The organism is Aeromicrobium flavum (genome assembly GCF_007992115.1).
Classification (GTDB): Bacteria; Actinomycetota; Actinomycetes; order Propionibacteriales; family Nocardioidaceae; genus Aeromicrobium; species Aeromicrobium flavum.
The window spans coordinates 75,356-101,906 of sequence record NZ_BJZQ01000003.1; the positions used below are offsets into that span (position 1 = coordinate 75,356).

Below are 26,551 nucleotides of genomic sequence, written 5' to 3' on the forward strand. Positions count from 1 at the left end.
GGAGCACCACCATGGCCGTGTCCGTCCGCATCCCCACCATCTTGCGCAGCTACACCGGTGACGAGTCCCAGGTCACCGCCGAGGGCGACAACCTCAGCGCCGTCCTGGAGTCGCTGGAGGCGAGCTACCCCGGCATCAGGGCCCGCATCGTCGACGAGGACGGCAAGCTGCGCCGGTTCGTCAACGTCTACGTGGCCGAGGAGGACGTGCGCTTCTCGGACGGCCTCGACACCCGCACGGTCGACGGCACGCAGATCTCGATCATCCCGGCCGTGGCCGGCGGAGCGCGCTGACAGGACGACGTCACACGACGCCGATTCACGCGGAACGGCCTGCTGCCGATACGCTGGTTTCAGGCTCGGTCGCGGGCCTTTCGCGCAGAACAGGTGGTCGTATGGTGCAGGGCACCGTCAAGTGGTTCAACTCCGACAAGGGCTACGGCTTCATCGCCGTCGACGGCCAGGACGACGTCTTCGTCCACTGGTCGAAGATCGCGGTCAACGGCTTCAAGACCCTCGAGGACGGCCAGAGCGTCGAGTTGGAGGTCGTCGACGGCCCCAAGGGACGCGAGGCCGAGAACGTGCAGCCCCAGCACTAGCGGGGATCGACCGGCCCCGGTGCGGGGGCGCTTGAGTTGTCGTGATTAGCACTCGTATAGTGAGAGTGCTAGTTCCACTTCTACCCATTGTCGGAGACACGCACCCATGGCTAAGTCCATCGCATTCAACGAAGAAGCCCGGCGCGGGCTCGAGCGCGGCATGAACCAGCTCGCCGACGCCGTGAAGGTCACCCTCGGCCCGAAGGGCCGCAACGTCGTCCTCGAGAAGAAGTGGGGAGCCCCCACGATCACGAACGACGGCGTCTCCATCGCCAAGGAGATCGAGCTCGAGGACCCGTACGAGAAGATCGGCGCCGAGCTCGTCAAGGAAGTCGCCAAGAAGACCGACGACGTCGCCGGTGACGGCACCACCACGGCCACCGTCCTGGCCCAGGCGCTCGTGCGCGAGGGCCTGCGCAACGTGGCCGCCGGCGCCAACCCGATGGGCCTGAAGAAGGGCATCGAGACCGCCGTCGAGGCCATCAGCGCCCAGCTGCTGGGCATGGCCAAGGATGTCGAGACCAAGGAGCAGATCGCCTCCACCGCCTCCATCTCGGCCGCTGACACCACGGTCGGCGAGATCATCGCCGAGGCCATGGACAAGGTCGGCAAGGAAGGCGTCATCACCGTCGAGGAGTCGAACACGTTCGGCCTCGACCTCGAGCTCACCGAGGGCATGCGGTTCGACAAGGGTCACCTGTCGGGCTACTTCGTCACCGATCCCGAGCGCATGGAGACGGTCCTCGAGGATCCGTACATCCTGATCGTCAACAGCAAGATCAGCACGGTCAAGGACATGGTCCCCGTGCTGGAGAAGGTCATGCAGACCGGCAAGCCGCTGGCGATCATCGCCGAGGACGTCGAGGGCGAGGCCCTGGCCACCCTCATCGTCAACAAGCTGAAGGGCACCTTCAAGTCGGTCGCCATCAAGGCGCCCGGCTTCGGTGACCGCCGCAAGGCGATGCTCACCGACATCGCGATCCTCACCGGTGGCGAGGTCATCAGCGAGGAGGTCGGCCTCAAGCTCGAGAACGCCGATCTGACGCTGCTGGGCACCGCGCGCAAGGTCGTCACGACCAAGGACGAGACCACCATCGTCGAGGGTGGCGGCGACGAGGCCCAGATCCAGGGCCGCGTGGCGCAGATCAAGGCCGAGATCGAGAACAGCGACTCGGACTACGATCGCGAGAAGCTCCAGGAGCGCCTGGCGAAGCTGGCTGGCGGCGTGGCCGTCATCAAGGTCGGCGCGGCCACCGAGGTCGAGCTCAAGGAGCGCAAGCACCGCATCGAGGACGCCGTCCGCAACGCGAAGGCGGCCGTCGAGGAGGGCATCGTCGCCGGCGGCGGCGTGGCGCTCGTCCAGGCCAGCAAGGCCGTGTTCGAGAAGCTCGAGCTCGTGGGCGACGAGGCCACCGGCGCCAACATCGTGCGCCTGGCCGTCTCGGCCCCGTTGAAGCAGATCGCGGTCAACGCCGGCCTCGAGGGCGGCGTCGTCGCGGAGAAGGTCGCCAACCTGGAGCCCGGCCTGGGCCTCAACGCGGCCACCGGCGAGTACGTCGACATGATCGCCTCGGGCATCATCGACCCCGCCAAGGTGACGCGCTCGGCGCTGCAGAACGCCGCGTCCATCGCCGCGCTGTTCCTCACCACCGAGGCCGTCGTGGCCGACAAGCCCGAGCCCGCTGCCGCGGGTGGCGCGCCCGACATGGGCGACATGGGTGGCATGGGCGGCATGGGCTTCTGATCCCGTCCCCCCTCCTCACCGGACCCCGGCACCTCGCAGGTGCCGGGGTCCGGTGCGTTCGCGGGTGGGAGGATGTCCGGCGTGACCACGTGGCGTGACCTGACCCGCACCGACGACCCGATGACCGACGCCCACCGGACGCGGCTCATGGCCGCCGGGGTCGATCCCGAGCGACTGGAGGCGGTCGACTGGCGCCGGGTCGACGGCGCCCTGCCGTCGTGGTGGAACGACCTGGACAACGCCCTCTACACGGCGCCGGGCGCGCGGCTGCCCGACCACGTCGTCCAGGCCCTGACCACCTTCTACTTCCGGGACGCCCTGATCGTCGTGGGGTCGCCGATGGACCACCTGACCTCCCTGCTGCTGGGTGGCGACGAGGCGACCGTCTTCCTCGACGAGCGCGTCGTGCTGACCGCCGGCGAGGTGTACTGCGGTCCGGGTTCGTCGATCGTGCTCCACGGGCCACTCGTGGCCACGCGGTCCCCAGTGGTCGACGCACGCAACGGCGGCCGTGTCGTCGCGGCGGGCGACCAGTTGTGGGCGGCGGGCGTGTACATCGCCACCGACGACATGCACCGGCTCGAGGACGCCACCACGGGGGAGCGGCTCAACCCCTTCGGCGCGACGATCCGGCTCGGGCACCACGTGTGGCTGTGCCGCGAGTCGGTGGTGTCGGGTCACGTCGACATCGGCGACCACGTCTGCGTCGGATTGCGGGCCGTGGTGAGGGGTCAGAAGGTCCCCGCCCACGTCGTCATTGCGGGGTCCCCGGGGCGTGTGGTGCGGGAGGGGACAACGTGGTCATTCGAGGACACGCCCTGAGCGGTCAAACGCCCCTGTCACGCCGGGAAGCTCGGCTTTTGGCGCCGTTCGCGCCGTGAAAGTGGTGATTCGACTGCATGGACCCCTGTAAACCGCAGTCTCAGTTGTTGTGACATGCGCAACAGCGAAGATTTTGCGGATTGGCGGGACAGGGGTGCCGAGATGGCCTACTTTCGAGGGGAAAGCAGGGGGCGTCGCAGCTTTCGGTGGCCGTCGGAGGGGGAATCCGGCGGGGAGACCACCGGAGGCCGAGGGAGTCGATCGGGGGCATGCCCACGGGTGTGTGTATCGGAACCCTTCGAGGACGCTCTTGGCTGGGTACGCAGACACGACGGCACGTGAGCCACAGGTGAGGCGGAGGGGTCCGCAGCACGCCACCGGGTTCGCATTGGGGAGAACGCATGACTTCAGCGATCGACGGACGAGACGACGTCGTCCTACCGCTGCGACTGGTGGACCCGATCACCAGCGACTCCGCGACCGGATCGCCCTCGGTCCACCGCGAGCTCACGACCATCCCGCTGGGACGCTCGTCCTTCGAGGCCCAGGTCCGCCAAGGACTCATCGGCCACCTGCTGGTCCTGGCCGGCACCCTGATCACCGGCGGACTGATCGACATGGCCCCCGGCGCCCTGGCGCTGCTGGCCGTGGGTGTCGTCGGGTGGCTCGGGTTCAGCCTGGCCGCCCTGCCCGCCTACGAGCGTGCCGTGTCCCTGCGGCCGGCCAAGCGCCTCATCGGCGTGCTGGCCCTCGGCGCCCTGGCCACCCTCGTGGTCGCGGAGGACGTGTCCGCCGAGCTGCGCTCGGTGGTCGTCGTCCTGAGCGTCACCGCCGCCCTGATCGTCGCGTCGGCCCTGGTCCACCGTGCCGCGCTGCGCCGCGTCCCGACGCTGCTGGTCGGTCCCGCGGACGCCGTCAACCGCCTGGCCGCCCGCTGGGAGGACCGTGACGACCTGGTCGTCGTCGGTCGGTGCACATGGGACTCCACGCTGCCGCTGGGCAGCGCCACCGTGAACTCCGTCGTCCGCGACGTCCCGAAGCTGCTGCGCACCGTGCACGGCGCCCGCGTCGTCATCACGGCCGACCAGGCGCTCGGCGACTCGTCGCTGCGGCACCTCGCCTGGGGCCTGCAGCGTGCCGAGATCGAGTGCCTCGTCCTGACGGACATGAACGACTACGTCGAGTTCGTGCGCCCCACGCGCGTCGGCGACCAGCTGGCCCTCGCCCTCGACCCGCCGAACTCCCACCTCGTCGGGCAGGCCACGAAGGCGTTCTTCGACCGCTGCGTCGCGGTGCTGGCGATCGTGTTCGGCGCCCCGCTGATGGCGCTGATCGCGCTGGCGATCCGGCTCGACTCCCGCGGCCCGGTCATCTACCGGCAGGAGCGCACCGGCAAGGACGGCGTGCCGTTCGTCATCTACAAGTTCCGCACGATGGTCGTCGACGCCGACCAGAGGGTCGAGGAGCTGCGCGAGCTGAACGAGGGCTCCGGGCCCCTGTTCAAGATGACGCAGGATCCCCGCGTGACCCGCGTGGGCCGGTTCCTGCGGCAGACCTCGCTCGACGAGCTGCCCCAGCTGTTCAACGTGCTGCTCGGCGACATGGCGCTCGTCGGTCCCCGCCCGGCCCTGGACAGCGAGACCTCGCAGTACAGCCAGTGGGTGTGGCGCCGGCTGCACGTCAAGCCCGGCATGACCGGCCTGTGGCAGGTCAGCGGCCGCTCGTCCCTGTCGTGGGACGAGTCGATCCGACTCGACCTGATGTACGTGAACAACTGGACGCTGTGGATGGACCTGTCGATCCTGCTCAAGACCGTCGGCGTCGTCCTCAACCGCAAGGGCGCCTGGTGAGCACGGACGGGGCGGTCGACGCCGTCGAGGTCGGGTACGCCAGCGGCGTGTTCGACATGTTCCACATCGGCCACCTCAACCTGCTGCGCCGGTCGCGCGAGCACTGCCAGACCCTGGTCGTGGGCGTCGCCAGCGACGAGTACGTGATGGCACTGAAGGGCCGGGCCCCCGTCGTGCCGCTGCCCGAGCGTCTCGAGATCGTCTCGTCCCTGCGCTTCGTCGACGAGGTCATCGTCGACCGCAGCGAGGACAAGCGGGTCGCCTGGGGCGAGCGCAACTTCGATGCCATCTTCAAGGGCGACGACTGGCGCGGCTCGCCGAAGGGCGCGCGACTCGAGGACGCGATGGCCGACGTCGGTGCGCGGGTCGTCTACTTCCCGTACACGCTGCACACCTCCAGCACGCGCCTGCGCACCTTCATCGAGCGCGCCGAGACCGACTTCTACGCCTCGCGCTGATCGAATGCCGGGGCGATCGCCCTCGGCACCCGGGTCAGTGCTCGGTGATGGTGCCTGCCCCGACGGTGCGGTTGGTGGCCTCGTCGATCAGGATGAACGAGCCCGCCTGGCGGTTGCGCTGGTAGGGGTCGACCATCAGCGGCTGCGTCGTGCGAAGCGTGACGCGGCCGATCGCGTTCAGCGGCAGGTCCGACGGCGACCGGTGCCGGTGCAGCGTGTTGACGTCGAGCTCGTACTTGATCTCCTTGATCAGCGCCCGGGCCGACCGCGTCGTGTGCTTGATCGCGTACTTGGCGCCGACACGCATCGGCTCGGAGTCCATCCAGCAGATCATCGCGTCGAGGTCCTGCGTGACCGTGGGCTGGTTGTTCGGGCGCACGATCATGTCGCCGCGCGACACGTCGACCTCGTCCTCGAGTCGGACCGTGACCGACATGGGCGAGAAGGCCTCGGCCAGCTCGCCCTTCGCGGTGTCGATCGCCTTGACCCGCGAGGGCAGCCCGCTGGGCAGCACGATGACATCGTCGCCGGGGCGCAGCACGCCGCTGATGACCTGACCGGCGAACGCGCGATAGTCGCCCTGGCCGTTCTGGGGCCGGATGACGTACTGCACGGGGAACCGCACGTCGACCAGGTTGCGATCGCTGGCGATGTACACGTTCTCGAGGTGGTGCAGCAGCGACGGGCCCTCGAACCAGTCCATGTTCGCCGAGCGGGACACGACGTTGTCGCCGGTCAGCGCCGACAGCGGGATCGTGGTGACGTCGGTGAACTCCAGCCGGGCGGCGAAGTCGACGAACTCCTCGCTGATCTCGCGGTAGACGTCCTCGGACCAGTCGACCAGGTCCATCTTGTTGATCGCCAGCACGATGTGCGGCACGCGCAGCAGCGAGACGAGCGTCGCGTGGCGCCGGCTCTGCTCCTGCAGGCCCTTGCGGGCGTCGACCAGGATGATCGCCAGGTCGGCCGTCGATGCGCCCGTGACCATGTTGCGCGTGTACTGGATGTGCCCGGGGGTGTCGGCGATGATGAACTTGCGCTTGGGCGTCGAGAAGTAGCGGTAGGCCACGTCGATCGTGATGCCCTGCTCGCGCTCGGCGCGCAGGCCGTCGGTCAGCAGCGCCAGGTCGGTGTACTCGTCGCCGCGCTGGGCGCTGGTGGCCTCGACGGCCTCCAGCTGGTCGGTGAAGATCGACTTGGAGTCGAACAGCAGCCGGCCGATGAGCGTGCTCTTGCCGTCGTCGACCGAGCCGGCCGTGGCGAATCGCAGGATGTCCATCAGAAGTAGCCCTCCTTCTTGCGATCCTCCATCGCGGCCTCACTGACCTTGTCGTCGCCCCGGGTCGCACCGCGCTCGGTGATGCGGGTGGCGGCGACCTCGTCGACGACCTCGGCGGGCGTGGTGGCGGTGGAGGGGACCGCGGCCGTCAGGGTGGCGTCGCCGACGGTGCGGTAGCGCACCGACTCGACGAACACCTCGTCGTCGTCTCCCGGACGGCAGTGCTGGTTGATCGTGAAGTACATGCCGTCGCGCAGGAAGACCTCGCGCTCGCGGGCGTAGTAGATGTCGGGCAGCTCGATGTCCTCGCGGGCGATGTACTGCCAGATGTCGAGCTCGGTCCAGTTGGACAGGGGGAAGCAGCGGATGCTCTCGCCGGGGTGGATCCGGCCGTTGTAGAGCGACCACAGCTCGGGGCGCTGGTTCTTGGGGTCCCACTGGCCGAAGTCGTCGCGGAAGGAGAAGACGCGCTCCTTCGCGCGGGCCTTCTCCTCGTCGCGGCGGGCGCCGCCGAAGAGGGCGGAGAGGCCGTGCTGCTCGGCGGTGCGGATGAGGACCGGCGTCTGGATGCGGTTGCGCGAGCCGTTGGGCTCCTCGCGGACGAAGCCCTCGTCGATCGCCTCCTGGACGGAGCCGACGATCAGCCGGACGCCCAGCTGCTCGACCACGCGATCGCGGAAGGCCAGCACCTCGTCGAAGTTGTGGCCGGTGTCGATGTGCACGACCGGGAAGGGGATCGGACCGGGCGCGAACGCGCGCACGGCGAGGTTCAGCATGACGACCGAGTCCTTGCCGCCGGAGAAGAGCAGGGCGGGCCGCTCGTTCTCGGCGACGAGCTCTCGGATGATGTAGATCGCCTCGGCCTCGAGGTGGTCCAGCTGGCTCAGGCCGTAGCGGCGTGTCTCACTCGTGTCGGTAGTCATCGACGAGGTCCTCCCCACGCGGGTCGATCGGCGCCACGGTGCTGCGGGGACACGCGGAACAGGGGTGTCCGCGTCGGTCGCACCGTCGGCGCGGCATGACACTAACACCGCTCAGAAGGGGTTCCTGACGACGGCTTTCTGCGTGAGACGGCTGTGACAGAATCGGCGCCCATGGACCCGTGGCTGATGGTCGGCGCCTTCGCCGTCGGGGTCGTCGTGGGCCTCACCGGCATGGGCGGCGGGGCGCTGATGACCCCCATGCTGGTCTTCTTCTTCAACGTGCCGCCGCTGACCGCCGTCTCCAGCGACCTCGTCGCCAGCGCCGTGATGAAGCCGGTCGGCGCGGGCGTGCACCTGCGCCGCGGCACGGTCAACCTCACGCTCGTCGGCTGGCTCTGCGCGGGATCGGTGCCGGCCGCGTTCTGCGGGGTGCTGATCCTGCGCGCCTTCGGTCAGTCCGAGCAGGCGCAGGAGTCCATCAAGGTAGCCCTGGGCGTCGCCATCCTCCTGAGCGCCGCGATGCTGCTGGTCCGGGCCTACCTGCGGCTGCTCGAGCGGGCTCGCACCCGCGACGGCCGGGGCGAGCCGCTGCCCCAGTCGCGACCCGATCGCGCCGTGCGCCCGCTGCCGACGCTGTGCCTGGGGATCGTCGGCGGCCTCGTGGTGGGCATGACCTCCGTGGGGTCCGGCTCGCTCGTGATCATCGGCATGATGCTGCTCTACCCGGGCCTGAAGGCGAGCCAGCTCGTGGGCACCGACCTCGTGCAGGCCGTCCCGCTGGTCGCCGCGGCGGCGATCAGCCACGCGATCTTCGGCGACCTCGACGTGAGGATCTCGCTGCCGCTGATCATCGGCTCGATCCCCGGCGCCTACCTCGGGGCCCGGCTCTCGGCCCGGCTGCCCGGCGGCTGGGTCCGTCGGGCGCTGGCCTTCGTGCTGCTCGCCTCGGGCCTCAAGCTGGTCGGCGTGCCGACCGACGTGACCGGCACCGTCCTCGTGCTCGTCCTGTTCGGAGCGCCGCTGGTGTGGATGGTCGTGCGGCGGCAGCTCGGCTTCCCGGCCTTCGCCCTCACCGAGCACCGCCGGCAGCGTGCCGCGGAGTCGGGGGAGGAGGGCCGGTGAGCGCGGCGGCCGTCCTGCGGGGCGCGGAGCTGGACGCGCTCGAGCTGATCCTCGGCCGGTTCCTCGGACCCGTCGACGGCTACTGCCTGCCCGGCCGCGCCCCGGCCGACTGGCCCCTGGAGGCCACCCTCGCGGTGCCGGCCGAGGCGGCACGTCGCGCCGTCGACCAAGGCTCGCTCACGCTCACCGACCCCGACAACACGCCGTTGGCGGTGCTCGTGCTGGGCGACACCCGGCGCCGCGACGAGCGCAGCACCTGGGTGGCGGGCCGCGTGCGTGCGCTGAAGGCCGCCGAGCACCCGCCGGCGCGCGTCGTGCGGCTCGTCGTCCCCCTCGACCTGAGCCGGCACGTCGTCGCCCTGTTCGGCGGGAACGTCAGCGCCGCCGACGTCATGCGCGCCGTGCGCTCGGCCGACGGGCGACCGCTGGCCCTGATCGGCGTCGCGAGCCAGGACGTCCCCGCCCTGGACGTCGCGATGATGGACGAGCTGCGGCACTGCGCCGACGAGATCCCCGGGGCCCGGGCCTGGTACCTCGCCGCCCCGGCCGTCAGCGCCACGAGCACGCCCGAGGAGGTCCTCGCGCTCGCGCTCGAGGCGTCGGGCGTCGAGGACCCGCTGGACTTCCGCCGCCCGGGCGCCGCCGTGGCCGGTGGCGCGGTGCTCCTGTTCACCGGACTGTCCGGCGCGGGCAAGTCGACCGTCGCGCGGGCGCTCGTCGAGACGGTCACGGCGCGCGGGCTGGCCAGGCCCGTCCTGCTCGACGGCGACGACGTGCGCCAGGAGCTCTCCGCCGGCCTCGGCTACGGGCGCGAGGACCGCGAGCGCAACCTCACGCGCATCGCCTGGGTGGCCGCGCGGGTCGCGGAGGTCGGCGGACTGGCGGTGTGCGCGCCGATCGCGCCGTTCGCCTCGGCGCGCCAGGCGATGCGCGAGCGGGTCGAGCCGGCGTCGCCGTTCCTGGTGATCCACGTGGCCACGCCGATGGCCGTCGCGGAGGCCCGCGACCGCAAGGGGCTCTACGCCAAGGCGCGCGCCGGCCTCATCGCCGACTTCACCGGGATCGACTCCCCGTACGAGGTCCCGCAGGACGCCGACCTCGTCATCGACACGTCCCGTACAGGGGTCGGTGAGTGCGTCGAATCCGTGCTGGGAATGCTGCGCGAAAAAGGCCTCGTCGTGGAGTCCTGAAAAGGCGAGATGCTCCTGTGGACAACTGTTAGGCTCCCTGTCCATGGGTGACTTGGGTTACAAAATGAAGGTTCTGCGGCGCATGGGCGTCATCAAGGCGCTGCCGCCGCACAAGCTGATCGGCGCGGCTCGCCAGCTCAAGAAGTGGGGTCCGGGCCTGCCGTCCGGCGTCAACGCCGCGGCCAAGCGCTACCCCAAGCAGCTCGCGATCATCGACGACGCGGGCGAGATCACCTACGAGGACCTGGTCAAGCAGATCAACCAGTTCACCGAGGTGCTCCGGGAGCGCGGCCTGCAGCCCGGCGACTCGATCGCCGTCCTGTGCCGCAACCACCGCTACCTCGTCATCGCGCTCATCGCGGTGCTGCAGCTCGGTGGCCGCATCCTGCTGCTCAACACGATGTCCAGTCGCGCCCAGCTGACCGACCTCGCCGAGCGCGAGGGTGCCGAGCTCCTGATCCTCGACCAGGAGTTCCTGCCCCTGGTGGAGGACGTCCGCCGCAGCCGGCTGATGCTGGCGTGGGCCGACGCCGACGCCCCCGGCGACCTGGCCTCGATCGAGTCGTCCACCGTCGGCAAGCCCTCCGACGAGCAGCCGCTGCCGTCCAAGCACGGCGAGATGATCATCTTCACCTCCGGCACGACGGGCCTGCCCAAGGGCGCGAAGCGCAAGGAGCCCGAGGACCTCAAGCCGGTGCTCGCGTTCTTCGGCTCGATCCCCTACCGCAGCAACTCGGTGGTCGCGATCGGTGCGCCGCTGTTCCACTCCTGGGGCCTGATCAACCTGGGCTTCGGCATGTCGACGTGCCCCACCTTCGTGTTCCGCCGCCGCTTCGTGCCCGAGCAGACGCTCCGCGACATCGAGCAGTACAAGGTCGAGGTCCTCGTCGTCGTGCCGCTCATGCTCCAGCGCATGGTCAAGGCCAACCCGTCGGTCGTCAAGAACACCGACGTGTCCAGTCTCAAGATCACGGCGTCCAGCGGCTCGGCCCTGGCCGGCGACCTGGCGCTGCACTACATGGACATGTTCACGGACTCGATCTACAACTTCTACGGCGCGACCGAGACCAGCTGGATCACGATCGCCGACCCGAAGGACCTGCGCGCGGCGCCCGGCACCGCGGGCCGCGTCCCGTGGCGCACGACCGTCAAGATCCTCGACCACGACGGCAACGAGGTGCCCCAGGGCGACATCGGCGTCATCCACGTCGTCAACGACATGCCCTTCGGCGGCTACACCGACGGCCGCAACAAGTCGTTCCACTCGGGTCTCATGGACTCGGGCGACCTCGGCTACTTCGACGAGGAGGGTCGCCTGTTCGTGGCCGGCCGCGACGACGACATGATCATCTCCGGCGGCGAGAACGTCTTCCCGCGCGAGCTCGAGGACTGCCTGGTCGAGCACCCGGAGGTGGCCGACGTGGTCGTCACCGGCATCGCCGACGCCGAGTGGGGCCAGCGCCTGGCCGCCTACGTGGTGCGCCGGTCCGGCAGCGACATCAGTGCCGACGAGCTCGTCCAGTACGCGAAGGACAACGTCGCCCGCTCGGCCGTGCCGCGCGGGGTCATGTTCCTCGACACCCTGCCGCGCAACCCCACCGGCAAGGTCATGAAGCGCCAGCTGCCGGCCTTCGAGACGACTGTCTGACCCCGTGGCGCGTCGGAGCCTGCCGAGCGTCCTGCGCTCGCTGGTCCGGATCGGCCGTGCCGTCGCCGACGCCTCGCGGACGACCTCCGCGCCGGCGCCCGCGCGGGGTGGGCTCGACACGACCTGGGCGGGCGACCGCGACGGTCGGCCCGACCCGGGCGAGGTCGTCTGGACGTGGGTCCCCTACGAGGACGACCCCAGTCAGGGCAAGGACCGTCCTGTGCTGCTCATCGGGCGTCGTCCCGACGGCACGCTCGTCGCGTTGCAGATGACCTCGAAGGACCACGACCGCGACGCCGCCCAGGAAGCCCGGGCCGGGCGGTACTGGATGGACCTCGGGTCGGGGTCGTGGGACGCGCAGGGCCGACCCAGCGAAGTGCGGCTCAACCGCCTCATCGACGTCCGCGAGGCCGACGTGCGCCGAGAAGGCGCGGTGCTTCCCCGCGAGGTGTACGAGCGCGTCCTGGGGGCTGCGCGACAATACCTGCCATGAGCATCGTCGCCCGGGTCGACCGCTTCCAGCGGCAGCACCCGGTCGCCGGCTTCCCGATCGCGGTCATCTACAAGTTCTTCGACGACCAAGGTCCCTACCTGGCCGCGATCATGACGTACTACTCGTTCATCGCGATCTTCCCGCTGCTGCTCATCGCCTCGTCGATCCTGGGCTTCGTGCTGCAGGACGACCCCGAACTGCAGCAGCGTCTGCTCGACACGGCGCTGGGCCAGTTCCCGATCGTCGGCGACCAGCTCGGGCGCCCCGGTGGCGTCACCGGGAGCACGTCGGCCATCGTCGTCGGCTCGCTCGCCGCGCTCTACGGGGCGCTCGGCGTCGGCCAGTCCACCCAGAACGCGGCCAACGTGGCCTGGGGCGTGCCGCGCAACAGCCGGCCGAACCCGATCATGATGCGGTTGCGCAGCTTCGTGGTGCTGGGCATCGGCGGGCTCGGGATCGCGTTCATCGCCATCGTGCAGTCCCTCGTGGACAACCCGCAGGTCGTCGGCATCGACCACCTGCCCGACCTCGGCCTGCTCATGCGCCTGGTCGGCTTCCTCGTCTCGTGGGGCATCTTCATCACGGTCTTCAAGCTGGTCAGCCTGCGCCGGGCGTCGTGGCGCTCGGTGCTGCCGGGCTCGCTGTTCTGCGCCCTGGGCTGGCAGATCCTGCAGTACGTCGGCGACGCCTACGTGCAGGACGTCATCGCGCGCGCGTCGTCGATGAACCAGACCTTCGCCCTCGTCCTGGGGCTCATCGCGCTGCTGTTCCTGCTCACCTCCACGATCGTCATCGGGCTCGAGATCAACGTCGTGCGCCGTCGCCACCTGTACCCCCGGGCCCTGCTGACCCCGTTCACCGACAACGTCGTGCTGACGGCCGGCGACCGCCGCGCCTACGCCCAGTACGCGCGCATGCAGCGGCACAAGGGATTCCAGACGATCTCGGTCGACTTCGACGACGACGCCTGACCCGCGCGGTGCGCGGCGATCATCGGGGGACGTCAGGGGCGGCCTCCCGGGAGGTGAGGTGGATCTGGAGGGCCCGGCGGGCGCCGTGGCGGCGCAGGGCGGTCACGGCGGCACGGGTGTTGGCCAGGAAGAGGGCGTCCGTGGCGAGCGTGCCGTAGATCTCCCCGTCGCGGATCACCAGCGGGGAGGGGACCCCCCGGCTCCGGGACTCGAGCACGAGCCACGCCGCCACGGCCAGGGTCGAGAGCTCGTGGCGTCGCCCGGCGCGCATCGCCTCGTGGACGGACGGGACGAGGTACCGGGCCACGTTCCGCTCCCCGTCGAGGCACAGCCGCGCGAGCTCCTCGGCCGTGCCCAGTCGGCTCAGCCGCCGGACGATCGCCGCTCGGTGGGCTGCGGGATCGGCGGCGGGCAGGGACGGCCACCGTGGAGCCACCTCCTGCTCCAGCAGCACCCGCAGGTACTCCCGGAAGACGGGGTCCTCGAGGGTCTCCGAGGTCGTGGCATGGCCCGCCAGGATGCCGAGGAAGCCCAGTGCCGTGTGACCGACGCTCAGCAGGTGCGTCCTCACCGCCCGCTGGGCGGGGCCGTCGTCCGGCTCGATCGGCGGCACGGAAAGCGACATCGCGAGAGGGCCTCTCCGCCTGGTGGTCGATGGCGCTGTGCTGCACCGATGTCACACCTGTACCCCCTTTCGCGGAGGCCACACGTCCGCGTCGACACCTTCGTCGCACGCGGGGGGACGAGCACGCCCACTACACTGCAGGGGTCGCACTCCGAGAACGCAAAGGAACGGTCATGCCCACCGGCAAGGTCAAGTGGTACGACCCCGAGAAGGGGTTCGGATTCCTCAGTCGCGAGGACGGTGAGGACGTCTACGTCCGCGCCGAGGCGCTGCCCGACGGCGTGACCACGCTCAAGGCCGGCACCCGCGTCGAGTTCGGCATCGCCGCCGGCCGGCGCGGCGACCAGGCGCTCCAGGTGCGCGTGCTCGACGCCACCCCCTCGGTCTCGCAGGCCCAGGCGCAGGCGCGGCGGAAGTCCCCCGAGGACATGGTCGTCATCGTCGAGGACCTCGTGAACCTGCTCGACGGGCTCGGCGAGGGCTACCGTCACGGCCGCCACCCCGAGGGCAAGCGGGCCCGCCAGGTCGCGCAGCTGCTGCGCCGCCTGGCCGCCGACCTCGACGCCTGATCGGGTGACCGGGGCGCTCGAGGGCTTCGCGGTCATCGGTGCCCTCATCGCGGTGGGCTACGTGCTCGCCGCGACCGGGGTGCTGGACGCCGCCAGCCAGGTCGTGCTCTCGCGGCTGGTCTACTTCGTCGCCACGCCCGCGCTGCTGATCGACGTCCTGGGCTCGACCGACCTCGGCACCGTCTTCGGGCCGTGGTTCGCCGTCGCCGTGGCCGGCGTCGTGGGCACCCTGCTGGTGTACCTGCCGTGGGCGCGGTGGCGGGGGTGCCCGCGTCCGGACGCCGTCGTCGGAGGGCTCTCCGCCTCGTACGCCAACGCGGGCTACCTCGGGCTGCCGATCGCCGGGTTCGTCCTGGGCGACGCGGCCTTCGCGCTGCCCACGATGGTGCTGCAGCTGACCGTCTACGCGCCGCTCGCGCTGACGTTCCTCAGCATGGAGGCCGGGCGTCGGGCCACGCCGTGGTCGTTCGTGCAGGCCGGGCTGCGCAACCCCGTCTCGGTCGCCGCGGTCATCGGCGTGCTGGTGTCGCTCGCCCACGTCGAGCTGCCGCGGGTCGTCGACGAGCCGATCTCGCTGCTGGGGGCGATGGCCATCCCGAGCGCGCTGCTGGCCTACGGCGTCGCGCTGCGGTTCGGACCGCGGATCGGCCACGGCAACGGGCGCGAGGTCGCGTTCGTGTCCGTCCTCAAGCTGGCCTGGCAGCCCCTCGTGGCGTACGTGGTGGCCCGGTACGGCCTCGACCTGACCGCGCACGAGGTGGCCGGCGTGACCCTCATGGCCGCCCTGCCGACCGCCCAGAACGTGTTCGTGTACGCCTCGCGCTTCGGGCACGCCCCGGTGCTGGCGCGCGACTGCGTCGCGGTCACGACGGTCGCCTCGCTGCCGGTGCTCGTGGGCCTGGCCGCGCTACTCGTACCCTGAGCCGAGGCCGGACCGGCCGGTTTCGTCCGGTGTTGACCGGTGGGGGACAATCGGTGCATGAGCACGGTGACCTCCCACGCACGCGCCGCCCTCGACGAGAGCGTCGAGGCCGGCACCGTCGGCGACCACCTCGGCACCACCGAGGAGGCGCCCGGGCTGCTCACCGAGCGCTTCGCCTGCCTGCTGCCGGGATACCGGGGTTGGTACTGGGCCGTCAGCGTCTCCGTCCTCGACGACGAGTCGACGATCAACGACATCGTGCTGCTGCCCGGCGACGAGGCGATCGTCGCCCCGGCCTGGACCCCCTACCGCGAGCGCATCCGTCCCGGCGACCTCGGTCCCGGCGACGTGCTGCCGCCCGAGGAGGACGACATCCGGCTCGTCCCGGCCTGGTCGGCCGGCGACGGCGACGGCACGGGCGTCGTCGACCGCCACTTCGCCCGCGAGATCGGCCTGGGCCGCGAGTGGGTGCTGTCGCTCGAAGGACGCGAGGACGCCGCCGACCGCTGGTACGACGGCGAGGCCGGACCTGACACCCCCATCGCCAAGCAGGCGCCCGGCGTGTGCGGCACGTGCGGCTTCCTGGTCTCGCTCGCCGGCGACCTGTCCGACCGGTTCGGCGTGTGCGCGAACAAGATGGCGAACGCCGACGGACGCGTCGTGGCCCTGACGCACGGCTGCGGTGCCCACTCGGGCACGCGACCCAAGCGGTCGGCCTCGGCCAGCCAGCTGCCCGATCCCGTCATCGACACGATGCGCGCCGAGCTCGAGGAGTTCTGAGCCGGTCGTGCTCCCTGCGATGCGAGGCCGCGAGGCCTCAGGTCCTGCGACGCCTGCCGCCGGCGGGTCGGTCGGGCGTCTCGGTCGGCGCGACCGGGCGCGACTCGGCCGGACGCTGCGCGACGGGCGGGGTCGGCTGCTGAAAGGTCGGAGCGGCCACGGTCGGAGCGGCCACGGGCGGGACGACCTCGGCGGGGCGGTCGTGCAGGGCGTCGCGACGACGCTTGCAGAACTCGATGCCCATCAGGCCGAGCCCCAGACCGGCGATCGCGGTCCACAGCCACCACGTGCGGCCCTGGTCCTGCAGGTTGCCCCAGAACGGCAGCAGCGCGACCGCCACGATGCCCCAGCCGATCGTGCCGACGGTCATCGTGCGGACGCCGTCGACGTCCATCGGCTCGACCGCGGCGACGCGGTGGGTCGTGCGACCGAACTCCAGCTCCGTGACCTCGGGCCGGCCCAGGTCGGGGATGCGGGAACGCTTCTCACGGGCCATGCCCCCACGATAGCCCGCGGACTGACGGCGGAGGTGACGGTGTGAACCCCCGTCATCGCCGGCTCCTGATCCCGGGGCTGCTGCTGGCGCTGATCGTCGTGGTCGTCGTCGCGTCGCTGATCGACCGCGCCGATGCGGCTCCGGCCGAGCCGCTCGTCACGGTGTCCGACTCCCGCATCACCGAGTCCAGCGGACTCGTCGTCAGTGCCGAGCACGACGACCTCGCCTACACGGTGAACGACTCCGGCAACGCGCCCGAGGTCTTCGCGATCGACCTCACGACCGGTGAGGTCGTCGGCGTCACCACCGTGCGCGCGGACCTCCGCGACGTGGAGGCCCTGGCCCTGCGGGACGGGCGGCTGTGGATCGGGGACGTCGGCGACAACGACGCGGTGCGCGACGACATCGCCCTCCACGTGATCGACGAGCCCGGCCGCGCCGGCGGCACGGTCGACGCGCAGCGGTTCCCCGTCGCGCTGGCCGGCGGGCCCGCCGACGTCGAGGCGCTGCTCGCCCCCGCCGGCTCCGACCGGCTGCACCTGGTGACCAAGAGCCTCGGGGGCGGCTCGGTGCTCTCGGTGGACGTGTCGGACCTGGCGGAGGACCGCACCGCCACGGCCGAGGTCACGGCCACCGGCCTGCCGGCCCTCGTCACCGACGGCGCGGCCTCGCCCGACGGGTCGCAGGTCGCGCTGCTGTCGTACGCCTCGTTGTGGACGATCGACCCCGAGGACTGGACGGTCGTCGGCAGCCGGGCGCTGCCGCCGCTCGACCAGGCCGAGACCGTCGCGTTCGTCGGCGAGGACGCCGTGCTGGTCGGCAGCGAGGGGAAGGACTCACCGCTGTACCGGCTGTCCCTCCCGGCCGGGTCGGCCTCGGCCGCCGCGCCGGCCACGGTCACGACGGAGCTGCCGAAGCCCACCCCGGAGCCCTCCGCCGCACCCGCCGGGTCCGCCGACGACGCGGGGTTCGCGACCGACGCCCGCACCGTGGTGCTCGGCGGCGTGGGCGTGGCGGCGGTGCTCGGCCTGGTCGTGGTCGTGGCCCTGCGTCGGGCCTGGTCGGGAGGCTCGCGCCGGGCGCTACGGTGAACCCCATGCAGATCGCTCTGGGAGACAGGTCACCGCAGGTCGCCGAGTCGGCGTTCGTCGCCGCCAGCGCCACCCTCGTGGGCTCCGTCGTGCTGGAGGAGGGCGCCAGCGTCTGGTACGGCGCGGTCCTGCGGGCCGACAACGAGCCGATCACGATCGGGCCCCGCAGCAACGTGCAGGACAACTGCGTCTTCCATGTCGACCAGGGCAAGCCGCTGACCCTGGGCGAGGGTGTCTCGGTCGGCCACGGCGCGATCATCCACGGGGCCACGGTGGGCGACCATGTCCTGGTCGGCATGGGCGCCACGATCCTCAACGGCGCCGAGATCGGCGACGAGTGCCTGATCGCCGCGAACGCGCTGGTGCCGCAGGGCGCCGTCATCCCGCCGCGCTCCCTCGTCGCGGGCGTGCCCGGCAAGGTCCGCCGCGAGCTCACCGACGACGAGGTCGCCACCCTCCACCTCAACGCCGCGATCTACGAGGAGCACCGCGAGCTGCACCGCGGCGCCACCGTCGTCGACTGACCGTCATTCCGCGGCGAGCCGCTCCACGACGTGGTCGATGCAGCGGGTGAGGGCGGTGATGTCGTCGGGCTCGATGGCGGGGAACATCGCGATGCGGAGCTGGTTGCGGCCGAGGCCGCGGTAGCCGGCGACGTCGACGATGCCGTTCTCGCGCAGGGCGGCGACGACGTCGGCCGCGGCCACGCCCTCGAGGTCGATCGTGCCGACGACGAGCGACCGGTCGGCCGGGTCGGGGACGAACGGCGTGGCGAACGCACTGGCCTCGGCCCAGGCGTAGAGCCGCGAGGACGAGTCGGTGGTGCGCGCGACGGCCCAGTCGAGGCCGCCGTTGTCGTTCAGCCAGCGCACCTGCTGGTCCATGAGGAATAGCGTCGCGACCGCCGGGGTGTTGTAGGTCTGGTCCTTCAGCGAGTTGTCGATCGCGGTCGGCAGGTCGAGGAACCCCGGGATGTGGCGGCCCGACGCCTTGATCCGGCGGGCGCGCTCGATCGCGGCGGGGGACATGAGCGCGATCCACAGGCCGCCGTCGGACGCGAAGCCCTTCTGCGGCGCGAAGTAGTAGACGTCCGTCTCGGCGACGTCGACGGGCAGGCCCCCCGCCCCGGACGTGGCGTCGACCAGCACGAGGGCGCCGTCGTCGATGCCGGTGGGCCGGCGCACGGGCACCATCACGCCGGTGGAGGTCTCGTTGTGCGCCCAGGCGTACGTGTCGACCCCCGCCGTGGCGTGCGGGTCGGGGTGCGTCGAGGGGTCCGACTCGAGGATCTCGGGGTCGTCCAGGAACGGTGCCGCGGCGACCGCCCGGGCGAACTTGGTGGTGAACTCGCCGTGCACGAGGTGCTGGCTGCGGCGGTCGACGAGGCCGAACATCGCGGCGTCGAAGAAGGCGTGCGAGCCGCCCAGCCCGAGGACGACCTGGTGGCCGTCGGGCAGGGAGAAGAGGTCGGCCAGGCCGGCGCGGATGCTGCCGACCACGGCCTTGACCGGCGCCGCACGGTGCGACGTGCCCAGCAGGGTGTCGCCGGTGGCGGCGAGCGCGGCCAGCGCCTCCGGGCGCACCTTCGAGGGGCCGGAGCCGAAGCGTCCGTCGCCGGGCAGGAGTTCGTCGGGGATGCGCACGGCGTCATTCTCGCAGCAGCCACCGGAACGATGCGTTGAACCGTCCGCCGGACGGGACGGATACCATGCCTCGCATGGCGACAGACCAGCCCGTGGTGCCCCTGGCTGAGGGCATCGAGCACGACCAGTCGGAGTGGGAGAAGGCCACGGCGGCCGTCCTGCGCAAGACGCGTCGGCTCGCCGAGGACGCTCCCGACTCCGACGTGTGGTCGCTGCTGACCACCACGACGCTCGACGGGCTCAGCATCACCCCGCTGGGCACCGCCGACCTCGTCGCCGACCTGCCCGAGACCGGGCTGCCGGGTGAGGCGCCCTACACGCGCGGGTCCGGAACGGCCGATCCCGAGCTGACCGGGTGGGACGTCCGCGGCTGGTTCACCGATCCCGACACCACGCCCGAGGACCTCGCCACCGAGCTCGAGAACGGCGCCAACTCGCTGTGGCTCACCGTGGGCGAGCGCGGCATCGCCGCCGACCGCCTGGCCACGCTGCTCGAGCCCGTCTTCCTCGACCTCGCACCCGTCGTGCTGGACGCCCCGGAGGATCCGGTCGCCGCCGCGGAAGCCTTCCTGGCGGTGTGCCGCGACAAGGGCACCGACCCCCACGCGCTGACCAACCTCGGTGCCGGCGGCCATGACCTCGAGGCCGTGGTGCGCGTCGCCACGCTCGCGAAGGAGGCCGGTGTCCGCGGCGTCGTCGTCGACGCCAGCGCCCTGCACGACCGCGGCGCGTCCGAGGTGCAGGAGCTCGCCTGGTCGATGATGGTCGCCGTCACCTACCTGCGCGCGCTCGAGGCCGCCGGGTTCACCACCGACGAGGCCGCCGCGCAGCTGGAGTTCCGCTACGCGGCCACCGACGAGCAGTTCCCCACCATCGCCAAGTTGCGCGCCGCGCGCACCCTGTGGAACCGGGTCGGCGAGCTGAGCGGCATCGGCGAGGCGGCCCGCGCCCAGCGCCAGCACGCCGTCACCTCGCGGCCGATGATGGCGCGTTACGACTCGTACACGAACATGCTCCGCACGACGGTCGCCGGCTTCGCCGCCGGCGTCGGCGGTGCGGAGGCCGTCACGGTGCTGCCGTTCGACGAGCCGCTCGGGCTCCCGACGCCGTTCAGCCGCCGCATCGCGCGCAACACCTCGAGCCTGCTGATCCACGAGTCGCACGTCGCGAAGGTGGCCGACCCCGCCGGTGGCGCGTACGCGGTCGAGAAGTTCACCGACGACCTCGCCATGGCGGCGTGGGAGCTGTTCGCCGAGCTCGACGGTCTCGACGAGCTGGAGGGCGTGGCCGACCTGGACGCGGCCGCCGAGCGCCTCCTGCCGCTCGTCGAGGCCGTGCGCGACGACCGCGCGCTGCAGATCGCCCGCCGCCAGCGGCCGATCACCGGCGTGAGCGAGTTCCCGAACCCCGCCGAGACGCTGCCCGAGCGCCGCCCGTACCCGGTCGCGCCCGAGGTCCACCGCTACGCCGGCGAGTTCGAGCAGATGCGCGACGAGCCGGTCGCGGCCCCGGTCTTCCTGGCCACGATGGGCCCGATCGCGGCGCACACCGCGCGCGCCACCTTCGCCATCAACCTCCTGGCGGCCGGCGGGATCGGCATCGGCGCGGCCGGTGCCACGGCCGACGTCGCCGAGGCCGTCGACCGGTACCTCGAGGCCGGCGCACCCCCGGTCGTGTGCCTCGCCGGCACCGACCAGGCCTACGGCGCATGGGGTGCCGACCTCGTCGCCGCCCTCCGCGAGAACGGCGCGTCCCACGTGGTCGTCGCCGGCAAGACCGACATCGGCCAGGACGCCTCGGCGGCCATGGGCCTGGACGCGCTGGCCTTCCTGCGCGGCCTGCGAGAGGAGCTGCAGAGATGAGCACCCCCCAGAGCTTCGCGGGCGAGCCGTGGCAGAGCCCCGAGGGCATCCCCGTCAAGCGTCTCTACACGCCTGACGACCTCGAGGGCCTCGACGCGCTCGACACCTACCCGGGCATGAGCCCGTTCCTGCGCGGTCCGTACCCGGCGATGTACACGACCCAGCCGTGGACGATCCGCCAGTACGCGGGCTTCTCCACCGCCGAGGAGTCCAACGCGTTCTACCGCCGCAACCTGGCCGCCGGCCAGAAGGGCCTGTCGGTCGCGTTCGACCTCGCCACCCACCGCGGCTACGACTCCGACAACCCGCGCGTCGTCGGCGACGTGGGCATGGCGGGCGTCGCGATCGACTCGATCTACGACACGCGCACGCTGTTCGAAGGCATCCCGCTCGACCAGATGAGCGTCTCGATGACGATGAACGGCGCGGTGCTGCCCGTCCTCGCGCTCTTCATCGTGGCGGCCGAGGAGCAGGGCGTGAAGCCCGAGCAGCTGACCGGGACCATCCAGAACGACATCCTCAAGGAGTTCATGGTCCGGAACACGTACATCTACCCGCCGGCGCCCTCGATGCGGATCATCTCCGACATCTTCGCGTACACGGCGGCCAAGATGCCGCGGTTCAACTCCATCTCGATCTCCGGCTACCACATCCAGGAGGCCGGGGCGACGAACGACCTCGAGCTGGCGTACACGCTCGCCGACGGCGTCGAGTACATCCGCGCGGGCCTCGACGTCGGTCTCGACATCGACGCCTTCGCACCCCGGTTGAGCTTCTTCTGGGCCATCGGCATGAACTTCTTCATGGAGGTCGCCAAGCTGCGCGCCGCCCGCGCGCTGTGGGCCCGGCTGGTCAGCGACTTCGACCCGAAGAACCCCAAGTCGCTGAGCCTGCGCACGCACTCGCAGACCTCGGGCTGGAGCCTGACGGCGCAGGACGTCTACAACAACGTCGGCCGCACGGCGATCGAGGCGATGGCAGCCACGCAGGGCCACACCCAGAGCCTGCACACCAACGCGCTCGACGAGGCCATCGCGCTGCCCACCGACTTCAGCGCCCGGATCGCCCGCAACACCCAGCTGCTGCTGCAGCAGGAGTCGGGCACCACGCAGACGATCGACCCGTGGGCCGGCTCGTACTACGTCGAGAAGCTGACCCACGACCTGGCCAACCGCGCCTGGGCGCACATCCAGGAGGTCGAGGCCGCCGGCGGCATGGCCAAGGCCATCGACGAGGGCATCCCCAAGATGCGCATCGAGGAGGCCGCGGCCCGCACCCAGGCCCGCATCGACTCGGGCCAGCAGGCCGTGATCGGCGTCAACACCTTCCGCGTCCCCGACGAGGAGCCCTTCGAGGTCCTCAAGGTCGACAACAAGGCCGTGCTGGCGTCGCAGATCGCCAAGCTCGAGCGCCTGCGCGCCGAGCGCAACGACGACGACGTCCGCTCCGCGCTCCACGCGCTGACGGCGTCGGCCGAGCGGGGCGCGCAGCAGTCCGGCGGCGAGGGCTCGATGGACGGCAACCTGCTGAAGCTGGCCGTCGACGCCGCGCGCGCCAAGGCCACCGTCGGCGAGATCAGCGATGCGCTGGAGAAGGTCTACGGGCGCCACCAAGCCGTGATCCGTACGATCTCGGGTGTGTACCGCACCGAAGCCGGACAGGCGGGCAACGTCGCCCAGGTCATCGAGGCCACCGACGAGTTCGAGCGTGCCGAGGGCCGTCGCCCCCGCATCCTCGTGGCCAAGATGGGCCAGGACGGTCACGACCGCGGCCAGAAGGTCATCGTCACGGCGTTCGCCGACATGGGCTTCGACGTCGACGTGGGCCCGCTGTTCTCGACGCCGGAGGAGGTCGCCCAGCAGGCGGTCGACGCCGACGTCCACGTCGTGGGGGTCTCGTCCCTCGCGGCGGGTCACCTCACGCTGCTGCCGGCGTTGAAGGCGGCGCTGGAGGAGCAGGGTCGTCCCGACATCATGGTCGTCATCGGCGGCGTCATCCCGCCCGACGACGTGGCGACGCTCAAGGAGATGGGCGCGGCCGAGGTGTTCCTGCCCGGCACGGTCATCGCCGACTCCGCGCTCGACCTGTTGGCGCGCCTGCGCGAGCAGGGGGCCTGACCCGGCCAACCGCGTCGACGTAACTGCGAGTTGCCCTAGCATGCAGGGGTGGACGACCGCCTCGCCCTGATGGACCAGGGCTCGTTCCTGGGGCTGCGCGCCCTGGGGCACCAGCCGTGGACCTTCTTCACCTGGGTGTACGACCGACCCGTCGACCTCGCCGCGCTCCGGCGCGTCAACGAGGACCTCGCCGGCACGCTGCTGGGACGGCTCGTCCAGCGGTCGCCGCTGCCCGGCGGCCGGCACCGCTGGGTGGCCGTCGACGCGGTGCCGCCGATCGAGATCGAGCCCGTCCCGCGCCCGCGGGACGCGATCCAGGACTGGACCGACGAGCTGGGCGACCGCGGCGTCGATCCCGAGCACGGGCCCGGTTGGCGGATCGGCGTGCTGCCGCTGACCGACGGGGGCACGGCCGTCGCGATGGTGTCGCCGCACGCGCTCGGCGACGGCCTCTGCAAGCTCGACGCGATCGCCGACGCCGTGAAGGGCGTCCGTCGTCGCCCGGACTACCCGGTCCGCGGCACCCGGCAGCGACGGTCGCTGCTGTGGTCGGACCTCGCCACGTTCGTGCGCGATCTTCCGGCGGTCGTCCGCGCGGTGATCGCGGGGATCCGCGTCGCGCGCTCCGAGGGCGGAGGGACGACCGCGGCGGCGGCGACCCCCGCGCCGCAGCCGGCGGCAGCGACCGGCCCGGACGAGCCGTTCCACGCCACCGCCGCCTGCGTGCGGGTCGCCGGGGCGGACTGGGAGGCGGTCGCGACGCGGCTCGGCGGCACCAGCAACACGCTCGTGTCGGCGTTCGCCGCGCGCCTCGGGCGACGGCTCGACCGCGTCGACGAGGCCGGGCGGGTGACGCTCGCGGTGCCCGTCAGCGTGCGGATCGAGGGCGACACCCGCGCGAACGCGCTCGACTCGGTGATGGTGCAGGCCGACCCGGACGAACTCGACCACGACCTCACCGCGCTCCGGGCCGCCACCAAGGCCGCCTTGCGCGAGCGGACCGAGCAGCCCAACGAGATGCTGGCCGTGCTGCCGCTCGTGCCGGTCACCCCGCCCGCGGTCGTCCGTCGCGCCGAGCAGCTCGCGATGGGCTCGACCGCCGCGCCGATCGGCTGCTCCAACCACGGCCGGCTCGATCCCGCGATCCTGCGGATCGACGGCGCTGATCCGGACGACTTCTGGGTGCGGTCCGCCGAGCCGGGGCAGACGGCAGCCGAGCTCGACCGCCTCGGCGGCAAGCTCTACGTGCTGGCCGGCACGGCGCTGGGCGCGGTCTACCTCTCGGTCGTCGCGCACCCGGTCGGTGGTGGTCTCGGCCGCGAGCAGCTGCACGAGCACGTCGCGGCGACGCTGGCCGACTTCGGCCTCACGGCCGCGTCGGTCACGCCGTGACCGCCGATACGATGCAGGCGTGACCGACCAGACCCAGTTGATCGACGGTGTCCGTGAGGGCCGGCGGGCCGCGGTCTCGCGGGCCATCACGCTGGTCGAGTCCCGCCGGACCGACCACCGTGCCGCCTCGCGTGAGCTGCTGGCCGAGCTGACGGCCGCTCCCGACTCGAAGGTCGGCGGAGCGGTGCGGGTGGGGATCTCCGGCGTCCCCGGCGTGGGCAAGTCGACGTTCATCGAGGCGCTCGGCGTGCACCTGACCGGTCGCGGCCACCGGGTGGGCGTGCTCGCCGTGGATCCGTCCAGCGTCCGCACCCGCGGCTCCGTGCTGGGCGACAAGACCCGCATGGTGCGCCTGTCCGCCGACCCGAACGCGTACATCCGCCCGTCGCCCAGCGCCGGCAGCCTCGGCGGCGTCGCGCGCGCCACGAGTCAGGCCCTGACCGTGCTCGAGGCCGCCGGCCACGACGTGGTGCTGGTCGAGACCGTCGGCGTCGGGCAGTCCGAGATCACGGTCGCCGGGATGGTCGACACGTTCCTGTTCCTGACGCTGGCCCGCACGGGCGACCAGCTGCAGGGGATCAAGAAGGGCATCCTCGAGATCGCCGACGTGATCGCGGTCAACAAGGCCGACGGCGAGCGCGAGCGCGAGGCCCAGTCCACCGCCCGCGAGCTGGCCGGCGCGCTGCGGCTGGTCTACGCCGGCACGCAGGACTGGGTGCCGCCCGTGCTGACCTGCTCGGCGCTCGAGGGCAACGGGATCGACACCGTGTGGAGCCGGGTCCTGCGGCACCGCGAGTTCATGGGCCAGCGCGGCGTCGCCGAGAAGCGGGCGCAGCAGCAGCTCGACTTCACCTGGGCGCTCGTCCGCGACGAGATCGAGCAGCGGCTGGCCACCGACGAGGCGGTCGGACAGGTCCGCGACCGGGTGCGCGACGAGGTGCTGGCCGGCCGGCTGTCCCCGGCCGCCGCCGCCGACGAGATCCTGGGCGCCTTCGACCGCTGAGGGTGGCGCTCGTCGCATCGCGCGGCTGGGGCGCGCGTGCCAGCATGGTGCGAGTGAAGCGCACCGTCTCCGCCCATCTCGAGCTGCACACCTTCGACCGGGCCGACCTCGTCCTGTCCGTCGCCGTCGCGGGCAACGTCGAGACCGAGCGCGAGACGCTGACGGTCGTGCAGAACGGCTCCGCGCTGGAGGCCCGCGAGATCGCCGGGCGGCACGAGACCCGTCTGCACCGGATCGACGCTCCGCCCGGTCCGGTCACCATCGACTACGAGGCCGTGGTGGTCGGGCACGCGAGCCCGATCGTCACCGAGGAGCTCGACATCATCGAGTACCGCCGGCCGAGCCGCTACGCCGAGTCGGACTCGCTCTTCGCGATCTCCCGCGCCGAGTTCAAGGGCCTGGCCGGCAAGCCGCTGCTGGACGCGGTGACCTCCTGGGTCGGCACCCAGCTGTCGTACGTGACCGGCAGCAGCCAGCCCACCGACGGCGCGGTCCAGACGATGCTGAAGCGCCAGGGCGTGTGCCGCGACTTCGCCCACCTGGTCATCGCGCTGCTGCGCGCGCACGACGTGCCCGCGCGGCTCGTGTCGGTCTACGCGCCGGGCCTGCAGCCGATGGACTTCCACGCGGTGGCGGAGGCCTACGTCGAGGGCGACTGGCACGTCGTCGACGCGACGTCGCTCGCCCCGCGCGAGACCATGGTGCGCATCGCGACGGGGATGGACGCCTCCGAGACGGCCTTCCTCTCGCAGCACCATGCGGCGGTCACCCTCAACCGCATGAACGTCACCGCCGTGGCCGACTCGCTGCCCAGCGACGACGTCACGCGCCTGGTGACCCTGGGGTGAACGTCCCGTGACATGCCGAAAAGAACCAGCTTCCTAGTTCCAAAGAACTACCGGGATGGGTTAAGGTCGTGCCCAAGCGACTGCCGCGTCGCCGCATCGCCTCGG

At 71.5% G+C, this 26,551-nt stretch carries 25 protein-coding genes and 1 pseudogene; 21 read left to right on the plus strand and 5 right to left on the minus strand.

What is annotated here, in order from left to right; all coding sequences use genetic code 11:
* Window positions 1–11: 11 nt before the first annotated feature.
* The 6 genes from AFL01nite_RS04885 to AFL01nite_RS04910 all read left to right on the plus strand — a co-directional run bounded on the left by AFL01nite_RS04885 (window position 12) and on the right by AFL01nite_RS04910 (window position 5,472).
* Complete coding sequence (locus AFL01nite_RS04885) at window positions 12–293, plus strand: MoaD/ThiS family protein (RefSeq protein ID WP_146826052.1); 282 nt, start codon at window positions 12–14, stop codon at window positions 291–293.
* 101 nt (window positions 294–394) lie between these two features.
* Window positions 395–598 (plus strand): cold-shock protein, encoded by a 204-nt coding sequence (locus AFL01nite_RS04890; RefSeq protein WP_146826053.1) that lies wholly within the window; start codon window positions 395–397, stop codon window positions 596–598.
* 106 nt (window positions 599–704) lie between these two features.
* Complete coding sequence (gene groL / locus AFL01nite_RS04895; protein WP_146826054.1) at window positions 705–2,342, plus strand: chaperonin GroEL; 1,638 nt, start codon at window positions 705–707, stop codon at window positions 2,340–2,342.
* A gap of 72 nt (window positions 2,343–2,414) precedes the next feature.
* Complete coding sequence (locus AFL01nite_RS04900; RefSeq protein WP_146826055.1) at window positions 2,415–3,164, plus strand: acyltransferase; 750 nt, start codon at window positions 2,415–2,417, stop codon at window positions 3,162–3,164.
* 401 nt (window positions 3,165–3,565) lie between these two features.
* Window positions 3,566–5,014 carry a sugar transferase gene (locus AFL01nite_RS04905; RefSeq protein WP_146826056.1) on the plus strand — a complete coding sequence of 483 codons (1,449 nt, stop codon included), beginning with the start codon at window positions 3,566–3,568 and terminating at the stop codon, window positions 5,012–5,014.
* Window positions 5,011–5,472 (plus strand): FAD synthase family protein, encoded by a 462-nt coding sequence (locus AFL01nite_RS04910; protein WP_246119589.1) that lies wholly within the window; start codon window positions 5,011–5,013, stop codon window positions 5,470–5,472. The genes AFL01nite_RS04905 and AFL01nite_RS04910 overlap by 4 nt, the downstream gene beginning before the upstream one ends.
* A gap of 34 nt (window positions 5,473–5,506) precedes the next feature.
* Here AFL01nite_RS04910 and cysN read toward each other — a convergent pair whose 3' ends face one another.
* Window positions 5,507–6,751: a sulfate adenylyltransferase subunit CysN gene (gene cysN / locus AFL01nite_RS04915; protein WP_146826057.1), complete on the minus strand. Its 1,245-nt coding sequence runs from the start codon at window positions 6,749–6,751 to the stop codon at window positions 5,507–5,509.
* Window positions 6,751–7,674: a sulfate adenylyltransferase subunit CysD gene (cysD, locus tag AFL01nite_RS04920; protein ID WP_146826058.1), complete on the minus strand. Its 924-nt coding sequence runs from the start codon at window positions 7,672–7,674 to the stop codon at window positions 6,751–6,753. The genes cysN and cysD overlap by 1 nt, the downstream gene beginning before the upstream one ends.
* Before the next feature lie 171 nt (window positions 7,675–7,845).
* Between cysD and AFL01nite_RS04925 the strand changes: the two genes are divergently transcribed.
* The 5 genes from AFL01nite_RS04925 (at window position 7,846) to AFL01nite_RS04945 (ending at window position 13,098) form a co-directional block, all read left to right on the plus strand.
* On the plus strand, window positions 7,846–8,796 hold the full coding sequence (locus AFL01nite_RS04925) for a sulfite exporter TauE/SafE family protein (protein ID WP_146826059.1): 951 nt from the start codon (window positions 7,846–7,848) through the stop codon (window positions 8,794–8,796).
* A complete protein-coding gene (gene cysC / locus AFL01nite_RS04930; RefSeq protein WP_146826060.1) occupies window positions 8,793–9,986 on the plus strand; it encodes an adenylyl-sulfate kinase in 1,194 nt (397 codons plus the stop codon). The genes AFL01nite_RS04925 and cysC overlap by 4 nt, the downstream gene beginning before the upstream one ends.
* Window positions 9,987–10,050: 64 nt before the next feature.
* Window positions 10,051–11,634, plus strand: coding sequence for an AMP-binding protein (locus AFL01nite_RS04935; protein ID WP_186813816.1), 1,584 nt, complete (start codon window positions 10,051–10,053; stop codon window positions 11,632–11,634).
* A gap of 4 nt (window positions 11,635–11,638) precedes the next feature.
* Complete coding sequence (locus AFL01nite_RS04940; protein WP_246119590.1) at window positions 11,639–12,127, plus strand: type II toxin-antitoxin system PemK/MazF family toxin; 489 nt, start codon at window positions 11,639–11,641, stop codon at window positions 12,125–12,127.
* Entirely contained in the window at window positions 12,124–13,098 is a 975-nt protein-coding gene (locus AFL01nite_RS04945; protein WP_146826063.1) for a YihY/virulence factor BrkB family protein, read from the plus strand. The genes AFL01nite_RS04940 and AFL01nite_RS04945 overlap by 4 nt, the downstream gene beginning before the upstream one ends.
* Before the next feature lie 19 nt (window positions 13,099–13,117).
* On the opposite strand, the gene AFL01nite_RS04950 is transcribed toward AFL01nite_RS04945, so the two are convergent.
* Complete coding sequence (locus AFL01nite_RS04950; RefSeq protein ID WP_146826064.1) at window positions 13,118–13,723, minus strand: mannitol dehydrogenase family protein; 606 nt, start codon at window positions 13,721–13,723, stop codon at window positions 13,118–13,120.
* Between the two features lie 173 nt (window positions 13,724–13,896).
* Between AFL01nite_RS04950 and AFL01nite_RS04955 the strand changes: the two genes are divergently transcribed.
* Genes AFL01nite_RS04955 through AFL01nite_RS04965 form a run of 3 tightly spaced genes read left to right on the plus strand, consistent with a single transcriptional unit; the run spans window position 13,897 to window position 15,994 of the window.
* Window positions 13,897–14,292 carry a cold-shock protein gene (locus AFL01nite_RS04955; protein ID WP_146826065.1) on the plus strand — a complete coding sequence of 132 codons (396 nt, stop codon included), beginning with the start codon at window positions 13,897–13,899 and terminating at the stop codon, window positions 14,290–14,292.
* Window positions 14,293–14,296: 4 nt separating this feature from the next.
* The gene (locus AFL01nite_RS04960; RefSeq protein WP_146826066.1) at window positions 14,297–15,214 is read left to right on the plus strand and encodes an AEC family transporter; all 918 of its coding nucleotides are present in this window, start codon (window positions 14,297–14,299) and stop codon (window positions 15,212–15,214) included.
* 57 nt (window positions 15,215–15,271) lie between these two features.
* Window positions 15,272–15,994 (plus strand): DUF3027 domain-containing protein, encoded by a 723-nt coding sequence (locus tag AFL01nite_RS04965; protein WP_146826067.1) that lies wholly within the window; start codon window positions 15,272–15,274, stop codon window positions 15,992–15,994.
* Window positions 15,995–16,031: 37 nt separating this feature from the next.
* On the opposite strand, the gene AFL01nite_RS04970 is transcribed toward AFL01nite_RS04965, so the two are convergent.
* Window positions 16,032–16,490, minus strand: coding sequence for a DUF2530 domain-containing protein (locus AFL01nite_RS04970; RefSeq protein ID WP_146826068.1), 459 nt, complete (start codon window positions 16,488–16,490; stop codon window positions 16,032–16,034).
* Between the two features lie 41 nt (window positions 16,491–16,531).
* On the opposite strand from AFL01nite_RS04970, the gene AFL01nite_RS04975 reads away from it, so the two are divergent.
* Together AFL01nite_RS04975 and AFL01nite_RS04980 are read left to right on the plus strand one after the other, a co-directional pair.
* Window positions 16,532–17,581: a hypothetical protein gene (locus AFL01nite_RS04975; protein WP_146826069.1), complete on the plus strand. Its 1,050-nt coding sequence runs from the start codon at window positions 16,532–16,534 to the stop codon at window positions 17,579–17,581.
* 5 nt (window positions 17,582–17,586) lie between these two features.
* Window positions 17,587–18,105 (plus strand): gamma carbonic anhydrase family protein, encoded by a 519-nt coding sequence (locus AFL01nite_RS04980; protein WP_146826070.1) that lies wholly within the window; start codon window positions 17,587–17,589, stop codon window positions 18,103–18,105.
* Between the two features lie 3 nt (window positions 18,106–18,108).
* On the opposite strand, the gene serC is transcribed toward AFL01nite_RS04980, so the two are convergent.
* Window positions 18,109–19,224, minus strand: a complete 1,116-nt coding sequence (gene serC / locus AFL01nite_RS04985) for a phosphoserine transaminase (protein ID WP_146826071.1) — start codon at window positions 19,222–19,224, stop codon at window positions 18,109–18,111.
* Between the two features lie 74 nt (window positions 19,225–19,298).
* Here serC and AFL01nite_RS04990 point away from each other — a divergent pair, with 74 nt between their 5' ends.
* The 5 genes and pseudogenes from AFL01nite_RS04990 to AFL01nite_RS05010 all read left to right on the plus strand — a co-directional run bounded on the left by AFL01nite_RS04990 (window position 19,299) and on the right by AFL01nite_RS05010 (window position 26,446).
* Window positions 19,299–21,086: a methylmalonyl-CoA mutase family protein gene (locus AFL01nite_RS04990; RefSeq protein ID WP_146826072.1), complete on the plus strand. Its 1,788-nt coding sequence runs from the start codon at window positions 19,299–19,301 to the stop codon at window positions 21,084–21,086.
* A gap of 17 nt (window positions 21,087–21,103) precedes the next feature.
* Window positions 21,104–23,203 (plus strand): annotated as a pseudogene (gene scpA, locus AFL01nite_RS04995) (methylmalonyl-CoA mutase); the annotation flags it as partial.
* Window positions 23,204–23,251: 48 nt separating this feature from the next.
* Window positions 23,252–24,595 carry a hypothetical protein gene (locus tag AFL01nite_RS05000; protein ID WP_146826074.1) on the plus strand — a complete coding sequence of 448 codons (1,344 nt, stop codon included), beginning with the start codon at window positions 23,252–23,254 and terminating at the stop codon, window positions 24,593–24,595.
* A gap of 19 nt (window positions 24,596–24,614) precedes the next feature.
* Window positions 24,615–25,598, plus strand: coding sequence for a methylmalonyl Co-A mutase-associated GTPase MeaB (gene meaB / locus AFL01nite_RS05005; RefSeq protein ID WP_146826075.1), 984 nt, complete (start codon window positions 24,615–24,617; stop codon window positions 25,596–25,598).
* A 53-nt stretch (window positions 25,599–25,651) separates the two neighbouring features.
* The gene (locus AFL01nite_RS05010; RefSeq protein ID WP_146826076.1) at window positions 25,652–26,446 is read left to right on the plus strand and encodes a transglutaminase-like domain-containing protein; all 795 of its coding nucleotides are present in this window, start codon (window positions 25,652–25,654) and stop codon (window positions 26,444–26,446) included.
* Window positions 26,447–26,551 lie beyond the last annotated feature (105 nt).

Bases quoted from the DNA above. Each gene is read 5' to 3' on its own strand.
- AFL01nite_RS04885 (WP_146826052.1), top strand. From the start codon at position 12: ATGGCCGTGTCCGTCCGCATCCCCACCATCTTGCGCAGCTACACCGGT.
- AFL01nite_RS04890 (WP_146826053.1), top strand. From the start codon at position 395: ATGGTGCAGGGCACCGTCAAGTGGTTCAACTCCGACAAGGGCTACGGC.
- groL (WP_146826054.1), top strand. From the start codon at position 705: ATGGCTAAGTCCATCGCATTCAACGAAGAAGCCCGGCGCGGGCTCGAG.
- AFL01nite_RS04900 (WP_146826055.1), top strand. From the start codon at position 2,415: ATGTCCGGCGTGACCACGTGGCGTGACCTGACCCGCACCGACGACCCG.
- AFL01nite_RS04905 (WP_146826056.1), top strand. From the start codon at position 3,566: ATGACTTCAGCGATCGACGGACGAGACGACGTCGTCCTACCGCTGCGA.
- cysN (WP_146826057.1), bottom strand. From the start codon at position 6,751: ATGGACATCCTGCGATTCGCCACGGCCGGCTCGGTCGACGACGGCAAG.
- cysD (WP_146826058.1), bottom strand. From the start codon at position 7,674: ATGACTACCGACACGAGTGAGACACGCCGCTACGGCCTGAGCCAGCTG.
- AFL01nite_RS04925 (WP_146826059.1), top strand. From the start codon at position 7,846: ATGGACCCGTGGCTGATGGTCGGCGCCTTCGCCGTCGGGGTCGTCGTG.
- AFL01nite_RS04935 (WP_186813816.1), top strand. From the start codon at position 10,051: ATGAAGGTTCTGCGGCGCATGGGCGTCATCAAGGCGCTGCCGCCGCAC.
- AFL01nite_RS04945 (WP_146826063.1), top strand. From the start codon at position 12,124: ATGAGCATCGTCGCCCGGGTCGACCGCTTCCAGCGGCAGCACCCGGTC.
- AFL01nite_RS04950 (WP_146826064.1), bottom strand. From the start codon at position 13,723: ATGTCGCTTTCCGTGCCGCCGATCGAGCCGGACGACGGCCCCGCCCAG.
- AFL01nite_RS04955 (WP_146826065.1), top strand. From the start codon at position 13,897: ATGCCCACCGGCAAGGTCAAGTGGTACGACCCCGAGAAGGGGTTCGGA.
- AFL01nite_RS04965 (WP_146826067.1), top strand. From the start codon at position 15,272: ATGAGCACGGTGACCTCCCACGCACGCGCCGCCCTCGACGAGAGCGTC.
- AFL01nite_RS04970 (WP_146826068.1), bottom strand. From the start codon at position 16,490: ATGGCCCGTGAGAAGCGTTCCCGCATCCCCGACCTGGGCCGGCCCGAG.
- AFL01nite_RS04980 (WP_146826070.1), top strand. From the start codon at position 17,587: ATGCAGATCGCTCTGGGAGACAGGTCACCGCAGGTCGCCGAGTCGGCG.
- AFL01nite_RS04990 (WP_146826072.1), top strand. From the start codon at position 19,299: ATGGCGACAGACCAGCCCGTGGTGCCCCTGGCTGAGGGCATCGAGCAC.